The 12544-nt window shown below is 70.4% G+C and carries 9 protein-coding genes; 4 read left to right on the plus strand and 5 right to left on the minus strand.

Annotated elements, in window-relative coordinates; genetic code table 11:
• Nucleotides 1–1212 precede the first annotated feature (1212 nt).
• From DEI83_RS11560 to DEI83_RS16130, 5 genes are all read right to left on the minus strand, one after another.
• Nucleotides 1213–2175 (minus strand): D-alanine--D-alanine ligase, encoded by a 963-nt coding sequence (locus DEI83_RS11560; protein WP_111082106.1) that lies wholly within the window; start codon nucleotides 2173–2175, stop codon nucleotides 1213–1215.
• 44 nt (nucleotides 2176–2219) lie between these two features.
• Nucleotides 2220–3521, minus strand: coding sequence for a PLP-dependent aminotransferase family protein (locus DEI83_RS11565; RefSeq protein ID WP_111082107.1), 1302 nt, complete (start codon nucleotides 3519–3521; stop codon nucleotides 2220–2222).
• A gap of 267 nt (nucleotides 3522–3788) precedes the next feature.
• Nucleotides 3789–4115 carry a thioredoxin gene (trxA, locus tag DEI83_RS11570; RefSeq protein ID WP_110825783.1) on the minus strand — a complete coding sequence of 109 codons (327 nt, stop codon included), beginning with the start codon at nucleotides 4113–4115 and terminating at the stop codon, nucleotides 3789–3791.
• 82 nt (nucleotides 4116–4197) lie between these two features.
• Nucleotides 4198–5193 (minus strand): thioredoxin-disulfide reductase, encoded by a 996-nt coding sequence (trxB, locus tag DEI83_RS11575; RefSeq protein WP_111082108.1) that lies wholly within the window; start codon nucleotides 5191–5193, stop codon nucleotides 4198–4200.
• A 125-nt stretch (nucleotides 5194–5318) separates the two neighbouring features.
• Nucleotides 5319–9557: a DUF6049 family protein gene (locus DEI83_RS16130; RefSeq protein ID WP_220036783.1), complete on the minus strand. Its 4239-nt coding sequence runs from the start codon at nucleotides 9555–9557 to the stop codon at nucleotides 5319–5321.
• Nucleotides 9558–9668: 111 nt separating this feature from the next.
• On the opposite strand from DEI83_RS16130, the gene DEI83_RS11585 reads away from it, so the two are divergent.
• The 4 genes from DEI83_RS11585 to rpsR all read left to right on the plus strand — a co-directional run bounded on the left by DEI83_RS11585 (nucleotide 9669) and on the right by rpsR (nucleotide 12535).
• Entirely contained in the window at nucleotides 9669–11099 is a 1431-nt protein-coding gene (locus tag DEI83_RS11585; RefSeq protein ID WP_111082172.1) for a CCA tRNA nucleotidyltransferase, read from the plus strand.
• A 168-nt stretch (nucleotides 11100–11267) separates the two neighbouring features.
• Entirely contained in the window at nucleotides 11268–11651 is a 384-nt protein-coding gene (gene rpsF / locus DEI83_RS11590; protein WP_111082109.1) for a 30S ribosomal protein S6, read from the plus strand.
• 3 nt (nucleotides 11652–11654) lie between these two features.
• On the plus strand, nucleotides 11655–12230 hold the full coding sequence (locus tag DEI83_RS11595; protein ID WP_111082110.1) for a single-stranded DNA-binding protein: 576 nt from the start codon (nucleotides 11655–11657) through the stop codon (nucleotides 12228–12230).
• A 47-nt stretch (nucleotides 12231–12277) separates the two neighbouring features.
• Nucleotides 12278–12535 (plus strand): 30S ribosomal protein S18, encoded by a 258-nt coding sequence (rpsR, locus tag DEI83_RS11600; protein WP_056121021.1) that lies wholly within the window; start codon nucleotides 12278–12280, stop codon nucleotides 12533–12535.
• Nucleotides 12536–12544: the final 9 nt, after the last annotated feature.

Below are 12544 nucleotides of genomic sequence, written 5' to 3' on the forward strand. Positions count from 1 at the left end.
ACTCCGAGGCAGAAGCACCACGCGCAGAACGATCACGGCCCAATGCCCACGGGCAGAACGCAGACGGCGCAACGTACAAGGGGGAGAACGATCAAGGGCGCAAGGCACGAGGGGCAGAACGATCAGGGGGTAGATCGTGCCAGGGGCGGACAGACGCATTCCACTTCGGCACCCTCGAGCCACGATGAAGCGGTGCAGGTGGCGGAGCGCCCCGCGTGCCTGCGAGCGCTGGTGCAACGCCGCAGGCCGACGACGGGAGCGAAGGATGGTCGTTACGTCCGTTCGCCGGGGGTGCTGTGCCGATGCCACAGCATGCCCTTGCGCAGAGTCCCCCTCCGATGTCGACGGAGCGAGGGCGGGCTCCTCACGTGGCCTCATCACCGCACCTGCAGAAGCAGACGGGCAGGACGGGGTCGAGTGCGACGCCGACGAGGGTGTCGGAACTGAGCTCCTGCTGCGATCCGTGCACTCGCACGCTACTGCGCAACGAGCCGTCCGGCGCAGCTGAGGTACCGAGGCGCCAGCGCGGCCGTGGCCCGACTCACCGACGGCGTCGGATCCCACCGATCGAGCTGCGCCGCCTACCGGCCAGGACGATCGCCGCGATCGAGAACGGCGTCCCCAGCAGCCTGATACGGGAGAGTGGGTGTGCGCAGCGCGGCCGCCGATTGGTCCACGATGCACCCGACGGCCGGATCGTGCACGATGTCGTCCGTCTCATTGACGGATCCACTGGGTCGTGCTGGACAGTGGCGACGATCGGGTGGGAGTCGTCGATGTCTGGCGGAGGGTCGTCCCGTCGATGCTTCGCCCCCAGCGGGGCTCGCGCCGTCCGGCGAACTCGTGCAGTGGCAGATGGAACATACGCGCGTCACAAGGCGATCGGGTGACCGCATTCGCAATCACTGCGGGGCCTGTGGTGGTGTGATCGATGACGCCGACACCGAGCGTTTCCACTTCTGATCGGGGGGTTGGGCCGATCTCGAACGCAGTCCCTGTCTGCGGACACACGCGCGATGGCTGCTCAGGTAAACCTGCGACGAGCGTCGGAGCCGGATGTCTCGGACCGCTCCGTGACCAGGAAGCCGGACGCCGAGTGAGATCGGCGGAGTTGAGTCGCGATGGTGTTCCACGTGGAACATCGGGGTCGGCCCTACCGCGATCGCAGACCGCGCTTCAGGCAGGTCACCCGCCGGAGCGAGTCGTGCTCGGTCAGGCCGTGTGATCCCGGATGGCCTGCTCCGCGAGCTCCGCATAGGTCCACCCGAGGTCGAACCCCGACGCCGAGAGCGCCTGTGGCACGAGCGACGTCTCGGTCAGTCCCGGCAGGACATTCGCCTCGAGGAACCAGGGTGTGCCGGCCCCGTCGACGATGATGTCGACGCGGGACACGTGCCGCAGCCCGAGCGCGCGATGCGCGAGGACCGCCGCCGCTGACGCAGCGCTCGACTGCTCGTCCGACAAGCGGGCCGGCGTGTAGAAGGTCGTCTCGCCGGCGTTGTAGCGCGCCTCGTAGCCGTAGAAGCCGTTGCGCGGGACGATCTCGACCGGAGCCAGGGCGAGCGGCCCGTCCCCCGTGTCGATGATGCCGACGGCGATCTCGGTCCCGCGGATGAGCTGCTCGATGACGGCGTCCTCGCAGTAGGTGTAGGCGGCGACCATGGCCCGCGGGAGGTCCTCCACGTTCTCGACGAGGGTCACCCCCTGGGCGCTACCGCCTCGTGCGGGCTTGACGGCGAGCGGCACCGGGTGCTCGGCGGCGATGGCTTGCAGCACGCCGACTGCGCCCAGCTCACGGAACACGTCGTGCGACAGCGTGATCGATCGCGGAGTCCGGACGCCGGCGCGGGAGACGAGGGCGGACGCCGTCGGCTTGTCCCATGCGAGGCGAGCGGACGTCGAGCGTGACCCGACGTAGGGGATGTCGAGGGCCTCCAGGATGCCGCGCAGCGCGCCGTCCTCCCCTGAGGCGCCGTGCAGGGCCGGCCATACGACGTCGGGACGGTCAGCGCTCAGGGCGGGCAGCAGCGATGCGTCGGCGTCCCGGAGGTCCACCTGCCAGCCGTACCCGGCGAGCGAGTCCGCGACGCGTCGGCCGGATCGCAGCGAGATGTCGCGTTCGTGCGAGATCCCCCCGGCGACGACGACGACGTGACGGCGGGCGAACTCAGCCATGGAGGATCCTCTGCGAAGGGGTGATGTGGTGCGGAAAGGCCTGTTCAGGACAGGTTCGGCGGCGGCGAGCTGACCGTCGGGCGGCTGAGCGTCGGGCGGGAGCGTGCGGTCGGGCCGAAGGTCTCGATGAGTTCGAGTTCGTCGTTGACGACCGAGGCCAAGCGCTTCACGCCGACGCGGATCTGCTCGGAGGTCGGGTAGCAGAACGACAACCGGATGTTGCCGGCCCCGCGGCCGTCGGCGAAGAAGGCGGTACCCGGTGTGTAGGCGACGAGCTCCTTGACCGCGCGGGGCAGCATGCCCTTCGAGTCGAGGGACTCCGGCAGGGTGAGCCAGACGAAGAAGCCACCGTTCGGCACGGTCCAGCTGAGGTCGGGCAGGAACTCCCCCAGTGCGGAGAGCATGGCGTCGCGTCGTTCGGCGTAGAGCCCGCGGAAGGTGTCGACCTGGCCCTTCCAGTCGGCGGCGTCGAGGTAGGCGTTGACGACGTACTGCCCGAACGAGTTCGGCGCGAGGACGGCCGACTCGTTCGCGAGCACGAGCTTCTCGCGGATGGCGTGCGGCGCCAGGGCCCAGCCGACGCGGAACCCGGGGGCGAGCGTCTTCGAGAACGACCCGAGGTAGACCACGCCCTCGTCGTCGATGGAGCGGATGGCCTGCGGCGCGGGCTCGTCGAACCAGAGCAGCCCGTACGGGTTGTCCTCGAGCACGAGGATGTCGTTCGAGCGACAGATGTCGAGGACCTCGATGCGGCGCTCGCGGCTCATCGTGACCCCGGCAGGGTTGTGGAAGTTCGGGATCGTGTACAGGAACTTCATCCGCTTGCCGGCGGCCCGCAGACGGGCGATCGTCTCGCGCAGGGCCTCGGGGACCAGACCGAGCTCGTCGGTCGCCACGTGGACCGTCTCGGCCTGGTACGACCGGAAGACCCCGATGGCACCGACGTACGAGGGCGACTCGGCCAGGACGACGTCGCCCGGATCGATGAACAGCCGCGTGACGAGGTCCAGGGCGTGCTGGGACCCCGTGGTGACCACGACGTCCTCCGCGCTGGCACGGATGCCCTCCAGGCTCATCACGTCGACGATGTGCTCGCGGAGGGACCGCAGTCCCTGCCCACCGCCGTACTGCAGCGCCATGGCCGCGTCGTCCTGCATGACCCGGTCGATCGAGCCCGTGACGAGTTCACGCGGCAGCGCGGAGACGTACGGCATGCCGCCGGCGAGGGAGACCACCTCGGGCCTCGACGCGACGGCGAACAGAGCTCGGACCTCGGAGGCGCTCAGCCCGGCGGTGCGCTGGGCGTAGGAGTCGTACCAGGGGTCGAGACTGTTGCCGTTCGTCATCGAGTTACCTCCACTCGGTCGTTCTCGCCACAGTACGACATGGAGCAGGGCGTGCGTCGGTCCGCGACGCAGGCCGATCGGCGATCCGTGGCCTGGGGCCCGACCGCACGGGCGTCGCACGGGCGCGTACCGGCCTGGAGGCCCGTCCAGCGCCCGCGGTCCTGCCCACCGCGCAACGGGCCTCCAGACAGGCGGACGCCCCGCCCTCCGATGGAATGGAGGGCGGGGCGTCCGGGTCTGTGCTGCGGATACCGCTGTGCGGAGTCCCTACGCGAGGAAGTCCGCGAGGTCGGCCTCGAGGGCCGGCTTCGGCTTGGCGCCGATGACCGTCTTGACGACCTCGCCGCCCTTGAACACCTTCATCGCCGGGATCGACGTGATCTGGTAGTTCATCGCCGACTGGGGGTTGTCGTCGACGTTGAGCTTGACGATCTCGATCTTGTCGGCGTGCTCCGCGGCGATCTGGTCGAGGATCGGCGAGACGGCGCGACACGGGCCGCACCACTCAGCCCAGAAGTCCACGAGGATCGTCTTGTCGGACTTGAGGACTTCGGCCTCGAACGTGGCGTCGGTGACGGCCTTGGCGTTGCTCATGTTTGCTCCTTCGACGGAAGTCGGTTCGGGAAGGTGAACGTGGTCGACGGACCGGGCATTCCCCCGGTCGGCCGCGCCGAGGTCAGACCCTGGCGGTGACGTCGATGATCGCCTCGGTCGGGGTGACGCCCTCGGCCTGGTCGGTGAGGTCGTGGTCGAGGTCCGCGAGGTACTTCTCGGCGTCGAGCGCGGCGACGGCACCGGAACCGGCGGCCGTGATCGCCTGGCGGTAGGTCGGGTCGAGCACGTCACCGGCGATGAAGACACCGGGGACGCCGAGCGCTCGGGACGAACGGCCCTCGACGGCGAGCGTGCCCTCGGGGGCGATCTCGAGCTGCCCGTGCACGAGGTGCGTGCGCGGGTCGTTGCCGATCGCGATGAACAGCCCGTCGAGCGCCATCGAGGACTCTTCTCCGGTGACGGTGTCCTTGAGCGTGACGCCCTCGACCGCGGAGTCACCCGTGATCCCGGTGACCTCCTTGTTCCACGCGAACTCGATCTTCGGGTCGTTCATCGCGCGGTCCTGCATGATCTTCGACGCGCGGAGCGAGTCCTTGCGGTGGATGACCGTCACCTTGTCGGCGAAGCGGGTGAGGAACGTGGCCTCTTCCATCGCGGAGTCGCCACCGCCGACGACGGCGATGTTCTTCTGGCGGAAGAAGAAGCCGTCGCACGTGGCGCACCAGGAGACGCCGTGGCCGGAGAGACGCTCTTCGTCGGCGAGGCCGAGGTGGCGGTAGGCGGAACCGGTGGCGTAGATGACCGTGAGGGCCTCGTACGTCTCGCCGGAGCCGACCGTGACCTTCTTGACCTGGCCGGTGAGGTCGACCGAGACGGCGTCGTCGTACAGGACCTCGGCACCGAACTTCTCGGCCTGTTCCTGCATCTTGATCATGAGGTCGGGGCCCTGGACGCCCTCGGGGAAGCCCGGGAAGTTCTCGACCTCGGTCGTCTTGGTCAGCTCGCCGCCGGTCTCGACGCTCGAGGCGACGATGAGCGGCTTCAGCTCAGCGCGCGCGGCGTAGATGCCGGCCGTGAACCCGGCGGGACCGGAACCGATGATGATGAGCTCGCGCATGACTGCCCTTCCGTTGCGTGCTACCGGGAGAACCCATGGTAGCGGCGGGCCATTCCCCGGCAGCCGTGCGTGCCGGGCCGGCGGAGGCCCGAGGCGGCGACGCCCCCCGACTCCGCAGCCGCGGTTCAGCGACCGAGTCGCGCCCGGACGAGGTCGACGGCGCTGCGGACCTCGGCGTTCCGGAGGAGCGCGAGGACGCCGAAGTACACCGCGACCATGACGATCCCGCCGAGCACGACGGTGATGAGCGCGCTCGTGAAGTCGGCCATGGCGAACCCGTCGGCGCGGAAGGCCCCGAAGAAGTGCACGACGACCAGGCCGACGGCACCGGCGACGAGCGCGGCGGCGACGAACTGCAGGTGCGATCGGGTGACGACGGGGCCCTCGATGCCGTCGAGACGCCGACGGACGAGCACGAGCGCGACGATCGTCTGGGCCGACCCGGCGACGGTCGTGCACGCGGCCACGGCCAGGCCGATGACCTCCCCCGGCAGCGCGGTGACGGCGAGGGCCCCGATGACGAAGAGCCCCGACTGGACGAGCTGCATGAGGAACGGCGTCCGGTGGTCGTGCATGGCCCAGAACACCCGCTGGATGATGAAGAGCATGCTGAACAGGACCAGCCCGGGCATGTAGGCGAGCAGGACCGCGCCGATGGAGACCGCTCCGTCGAAGGTGTTCGAGAACATCCGCCCGAACGGCACGGCGACCACCATGAGCGCGACCGACGAGAACACCGTGAACAGTCCGACGATCCGCAGGGACAGCGACAGGTTGCGACGGACGGCAGCGAGGTCGCCGCGCTCGGCCTCGTGGCTCATCCGCGTGTAGTAGGCGGTGGCGATCGACACGGCGATGATCGAGTGCGGGAGCATGAACAGCAGCCAGGCGTTCTGCAGTACCGCGTTGCCGGCGTTCCCGGAACCGAGTGAGGCGACGCGCGACTGCACGATGCCGGCGAGCTGGGTGACGAGGATCATCGCGAACAGCCAGCCGGCGGCGGTCCCGGTGGCCTTGAGGCCGACACCGCGCCAGCGGAAGTCCGGCCGGAAGCTGAGCCCGGCGCGCTTCCAGAAGAACGGCAGGAACGCGGCCTGCGCGAGGACACCGAGTGTGGCGCTCCCGGCGAGGACGGCGATCTTCAGCGGTGTCCAGTCGTCGGTGCCGGAGTTGGTCGTGCGGTTGCCGAACAGGGCGATGAACACGACGAGACCCGAGATCGCGATGACGTTGTTGATGAGCGGTGCCCACGTGAAGGGCCCGAACACCTGCTTGGCGTTGAGGACTTCGCCGAGGAGCGAGTACAGCGCGTAGAAGAGGATCTGCGGCAGGCACCAGAACGCGAACGCCACCGCCAGGTCGGTCGCCGCCGGCGAGAACCCCTTGCCGTCGTTCGCCTGCGCCGCGTAGACGCGGACCAGGACGGGTGCGAGCAGGGTCGCGACGATCGTGATGACGACGAAGACCGAGGCCCCGAGCGTCACGATCTTGTTGACGTACGCGCGTCCGGCGTCCTCCTGCTTCATCGAGCGGACGATCTGCGGGATGAGGACCGCGGACAGCAGGCCACCGGCGATGAGCGCGTGTATGTTGTTCGGCAGCTGGTTCGAGACCGCGAAGGCGTCCGCCGAGCGGGAGTTCGTCTGACCGATCGCGTAGGCGAGCACGAACGTCTTCGCGAAGCCGAGCAGGCGGGAGATCATCGTCCCCGCCGCGAGCATCGCGCTCGCCCGCCCGAGGTTCCGCTCGCCCTGCGGTGCTGCGTCGACGGTCCCGGTGGACGGGGTGGTGCTGATGGTCGGCTCCTCGGGCTGGCGACGGGCGTCGCGGGTGCGGTCGTCGTCGTGGTCGTCGGACGGGAGGCTCGACCGCGCTCCGGCGCGCATGATCGCGTCCTCGAGACGGTCACCGTCGGATCCGACGGTGTCGGTGCCGGAGCTGGCCGCGGCGATGGCGGTGGCGGCCCCGGGGACGGGGGTCGGGCCTCCCGGCCGGGTGTCGGCGTCGGGTGCCGGCGTGGCGCGGTCCGCTGCGACGACGCTCGCGGCGAGTCCGCCCGGTGCGGGGGGCTGGACCTCGAGCGGACGGTTCGGGTCGTCGTCCTCCGGCTCGGGCTCACCGTTGCGACGGCGGAGTCGGCGTCGGACGTTGCGGACGATGCCGAAGCCGAAGACGGCGATCACCGCGACGGCGGCGATGGCCGTGATGACGGTCTCCCACTGCGCCTGCACGTTGATCTCGACGGTGGCGGGCGAGGAGATCCGTGCGCCGGTCGCGCTGGTCAGCGACATCGACAGGGCGACCTTGCCGTTCGCGACCGACTGCACGGGGAAGGTGGTGCGCGTCGAGGAGCGGGGCTGGATCGTGACCTCGACGGCGTTCTCCTCGATGCGGAGGAACGAGTTCGACGGCGTGACGGTCAGGAACACGGTGACCGGGAAGTCCGACCGGTTGCGGACCGAGATCGGCAGCGAGGAGCGGTCACCGAGCAGGGTGATGTCGCTCGAGTTGACGATGCCGACGGTGCCGACGGTCTCGTCGTTCGTGGCGACGATGCCGTCGACCACCGTCGTGAGGCCGTCGGTGTCCGAGCGCCAGGCGTTGGACGCGGCCGCGAGGGTGGTGAGGCGCGCCGGGGCGGTGACCGCTGCCGGGTCCTGGACGGCGCTGGCGAAGTCGGCGAGTTCCTGCTCGGAGCGGACGAGACGTCGGAGCGTCGCGAGCCGGTCGTCAGCGACGCTGCTGCTCTGCAGGGTGAGGGAGCCGGGCGTCGCGTCGACGACGGTGGAGAAGTCGGTCGGCGAGACCCAGACCGTGCTCTCGAGGGTGTCGAGGGCCTTCTCGAGGCGGCTGGAGTCCGTCGGCCAGGACCGGTCGAGCGTGAGGAGGACCGGTCCGGTCGCGGTGCCCTGGACGGCGACGGTCGCCAGGGTGGCGGACAGTTCGGACATGGCCTTCGCGGCGGCGCGTCCGTCGGTGGCGCTGGCGGCTTCGCGCAGAAGGCCGGACATGGCCTGGTCGGACACGAGGGCCTGGGTCGACCCGATCTCCTCGGAGGCGGCGACGGTGGTGCTGCCGCCGGCGGAGGTGTTGCCGCTCGAGACGATCGTCGAGCGGTACCCGGCGGCGCCGAGCGCGGTGAGGTCGTCCGTGGCGACGGTGCCCTCGGCGGGCCACGCGACGGTGTCGACCGTCCAGGGGAAGTCGACGAGCGACTCCGAGGTGGGGAGGGCCGCGGGGGCGTCAGCACCCGGTCCCGTGCCGTCGCCCGTCGGATCACCGGGGGTGGCGTCGGCGGTCGGGGTGCCCGTCGTCCCGGTGTCGTCCTGGTTGGTGTCGTCCTGGCCGGCACCGCCCTGGTCCGCGCCGTCGTCCGTGCCGGGTGTCCCGGCGGTGGCGCCGTCCGAGGGGGCGGGGGCCGTGGGGCTCGGCGTCGCGCCCGGGAACCGGTCGTCCTCGACGGCCGCGGCGATCGCCTGGTCGAAGGAGATCGGCGCGGCGATGCCCGGCAATCCGGCCTGACGGAGACCGGCGACGTCGGCATCGGCGTAGGACAGCGGGAACTTCTCGTTTCGCAGGCCCTCGAGGCGCTCGAGCCAGGCGGTCGCCGAGCTCGGGGCGTCGTCGCCGAGGAGCCGGATCGAGGCGACGATGCGCGGGTCGACGGCGAGGGCGACGCTGTGGCCCTCCGCGGCGTCGAGCTGCTGGGTCAGGGTGCCGTCGACGGCGGTGTCGGCAGCGAGGGCGCCGGCCGAGAGCACGCCGTCCTCGGTCGCCGGGACCGTCACGGGCATCGCCACGGCGACGTCGACGGGCGCGCGGTCGAGTGCGGGGTTCCACGTGAAGGCGGAGCGTCCGACCGCGAACGTCGACCCCGCTGCGTACGAGGCCGCGATGCGCCGGGCACCGAACGGGTTCAGCGTGCCGAGCCGCACGTCGTCGAACGGCACGCTGATGGCGCTGACCGTGACCGAGCGGTGCGCGGGGACCACCGGGACGTCCACCGAGTCCATCGGGACGCCGACGTAACCGTCTGAAGAGGTGTCGCCGAGCCAGTCCGTGAGGATGTCCCGAGTGCCCACGACCGGGCGGATGATGTCGAGGTCTGCACGGCCGGCCGGCAACGCGACGTCCGTGTCGTTCGTGACCGTGAGGGACAGCGAGAGGTCGTCGCCGAGCTCGAGGACACCCTGCCCGGAGGGCGTCAGCTCGACCGAGGTCGTGCCGGACTGGGCGGTGGTCGGGTCGGCGGGCTTGGAGCTGGTGGCGGCGTCGGCGACGTCCACCGCAGCGGGCGCGATGACCAGACCGGTGGCGACCAGGGCGGACGCGGCGGCGGCGAGCACGGTACGGAGTATCTGCATGTGAGAGGGCCCTGGTCGTGAGCGGGCCACGACGAGTGTATGAGGCACGACCATGACAGCAGGCGGGCGCGCAGGTGCTCGCCGCCATCATCTGGGATGATCGACGGCGTCATGCAGTCCGTAGCCCAGGCCGTCGAACGACTCGACGCACTCGCCGCCACCGACACCGTCGACGTCCTCGCACGGGCGTTCGCCGCCGCGGGTCACGAACTCGCGCTCGTCGGCGGGCCCGTCCGCGACGCCTTCCTCGGCCGCCCGGTGACCGACCTCGACTTCACCTCGGACGCCCGACCCGACACCATCCTGCGGATCGTCGAACCCCTCGCGAGTGCGACCTGGGACGTCGGCCGTCAGTTCGGCACCATCGCCGCCCGGGTGCGCGGCGAACAGGTCGAGATCACCACGTACCGCAGCGACGTCTACGACGGCGAGACCCGCAAGCCCGAGGTCACGTTCGGCGACACGATCGAGGACGATCTGCTCCGCCGTGACTTCACCGTCAACGCGATGGCGCTCCGACTCCCCCAGCGGGAACTCGTCGACGTGCACGGCGGCGTCGAGGACCTGCTCGCCGAACGGCTCACGACCCCGCAGGAGGCGCGGATCTCGTTCCGCGACGACCCGCTCCGGATGATGCGCGCGGCACGGTTCACCGCACAGCTCGGCTTCACGGTGTCCGACGACGTCCGTTCCGCCATGGCGGACCTCGCCGACTCCATCGACATCGTCTCCGCCGAGCGCGTGCGGGACGAACTGGTCAAGTTGCTCGACACGTCGGACCCCGTGGAGGGGCTCCGGCTCCTGGTGGACACCGGCATCGCCGAGCGGATCCTGCCCGAGCTGCCCGCGATGAAGCTCGAGATCGACGAGCACCACCACCACAAGGACGTGTACGAGCACTCGCTCACCGTCCTCACCCAGGCCATCGGGTACGAGGCCGAGCGCCACCCGGGCGACGCCCCCGACACCGTGCTCCGGCTCGCGGCGCTCCTGCACGACATCGGCAAGCCGGCGACCCGGAAGCTCGAGCCCGGTGGGGCCGTGAGCTTCCACCACCACGACCTGGTCGGCTCCAAGCTCGCGAAGAAGCGCCTGCGCGCGCTGCGCTTCGACAACGACACCATCGCGTCGGTCGCCCGCCTGATCGAACTGCACCTTCGGTTCTTCGGCTACACCGAGGGCGCCTGGACCGACGCGGCCGTCCGCCGCTACGTCCGCGACGCAGGCGACCAGCTCGAGCGGCTGCACGAGCTCACCCGCTCCGACGTCACCACCCGGAACCGCCGGAAGGCGGACCGGCTCGGCTTCGCCTACGACGACCTGGAGGCCCGGATCGCCGTCCTCGCGGAGCAGGAGGAACTCGACTCCATGCGTCCCGACCTGTCCGGGGACGACATCATGCGCATCCTCGACATCCCGCCGGGGCGCGCCGTCGGCGAGGCGTACCGCTTCCTGCTCGAGGCGCGGATGGACGAGGGGCCGCTCGGCCCCGACGAGGCCGAGGCGCGTCTGCGCACCTGGTGGGCGTCCCGCGACGCGTAGCCCGCGGGCAGAGCCGGGGGGACGCGGCGGACCGGTGGCGCGCCTCCAGGCCGTCCGCTACGATGGGCAGGTTGTCTCGCGCGCATTCAGCGTGCCGAGGCACATGCATCAACCCTCCTGCCCCGGGAACTGCCCGGGGCCGCTGAGACCAGAGGAGGTGGGTTCCGCATGCACCAGTACGAACTGATGGCGATCCTCGACCCCGAGATCGATGAGCGCACCGTCGCTCCCAGCCTGGACAAGTTCCTCGCGGTCATCCGCAACGACGGTGGCACCGTCGACAACGTGGACGTCTGGGGCCGTCGCCGGCTCGCTTACGAGATCGCGAAGAAGACCGAGGGCATCTACGCCGTCGTGAACTTCACGTCGTCCGCCGACTCCGCCAAGGAGCTGGACCGCCAGCTCGGTCTCTCCGAGGCCGTCCTGCGCACCAAGGTCCTCCGCGCCGAAGAGGGCATGGCCCAGGTCGCCGCTCAGAAGGAGCGCGACGAGGCCCGTGCCGCCCGCAAGGCCGCCAACGCGTCGGCCACCGCGACCGCGAGCGCCGAGTAGCCCGTGGCCGGCGAAACCGTCATCACGGTGGTGGGCAACCTCACCGCGGACCCGGAGCTGCGCTACACGCAGAACGGGCTCGCCGTGGCGAACTTCACCATCGCGTCGACTCCTCGCACGTTCGACCGTCAGGCGAACGAGTGGAAGGACGGCGACGCGCTGTTCCTCCGTGCGAGTGTGTGGCGCGAGTTCGCCGAGCACGTGGCGGGGTCGCTGACGAAGGGCTCGCGCGTCATCGCGCAGGGTCGTCTGCGTCAGCGTTCCTACCAGGACCGTGAGGGTCAGCAGCGGACGAGCATCGAGCTCGAGGTCGACGAGATCGGCCCCTCGCTGCGGTACGCGACCGCCCAGATCACCCGCGCGCCGGGTGGCAGCGGCGGTGGCGGTGGACGCGGCCAGGTCGGTGGCGGCGCCGGGGGCAACTCCGGTGGCGGCAACGGCGGTGGCTGGAACAACGGCGGCGGCGGGCAGTCCGACGCCCCGTGGTCCCCGCAGGGTGGTCAGCAGGGCGGCAACGCACAGTCGAACGACGTGTGGTCCACCCCCGGCGGCACCTACGACGACGAGACCCCGTTCTGATCCTCAGCGGTCTGACGACACAACTTCTTCTTCTCTAAGGACACACAATGGCTGGAAAGAGCACCGGCGACCGCCGGAAGCCTCGCGGCAAGGGCGGCAAGAACGCCGCTCCCGCGAAGGCGATCAAGGTCGGCGTCATCGACTACAAGGACGTTGCGACCCTTCGCAAGTTCATCTCGGAGCGTGGCAAGATCCGCGCCCGTCGCATCACCGGCGTCTCCGTCCAGGAGCAGCGCCTCATCGCCCGTGCCGTGAAGAACGCCCGTGAGATGGCGCTCCTCCCCTACGCCGGCTCCGGCCGCTGATCGGAGGTC

The organism is Curtobacterium sp. MCBD17_021, assembly GCF_003234525.1.
In the GTDB taxonomy this organism is placed as follows: Bacteria; Actinomycetota; Actinomycetes; order Actinomycetales; family Microbacteriaceae; genus Curtobacterium.

Coding starts and splice junctions, on each gene's coding strand:
- rpsR (WP_056121021.1), top strand. CDS start 12,278: ATGGCTGGAAAGAGCACCGGCGACCGCCGGAAGCCTCGCGGCAAGGGC.
- trxB (WP_111082108.1), bottom strand. CDS start 5,193: ATGCGCGAGCTCATCATCATCGGTTCCGGTCCCGCCGGGTTCACGGCC.
- DEI83_RS16130 (WP_220036783.1), bottom strand. CDS start 9,557: ATGCAGATACTCCGTACCGTGCTCGCCGCCGCCGCGTCCGCCCTGGTC.
- DEI83_RS11585 (WP_111082172.1), top strand. CDS start 9,669: ATGCAGTCCGTAGCCCAGGCCGTCGAACGACTCGACGCACTCGCCGCC.
- DEI83_RS11560 (WP_111082106.1), bottom strand. CDS start 2,175: ATGGCTGAGTTCGCCCGCCGTCACGTCGTCGTCGTCGCCGGGGGGATC.
- DEI83_RS11565 (WP_111082107.1), bottom strand. CDS start 3,521: ATGACGAACGGCAACAGTCTCGACCCCTGGTACGACTCCTACGCCCAG.
- trxA (WP_110825783.1), bottom strand. CDS start 4,115: ATGAGCAACGCCAAGGCCGTCACCGACGCCACGTTCGAGGCCGAAGTC.
- rpsF (WP_111082109.1), top strand. CDS start 11,268: ATGCACCAGTACGAACTGATGGCGATCCTCGACCCCGAGATCGATGAG.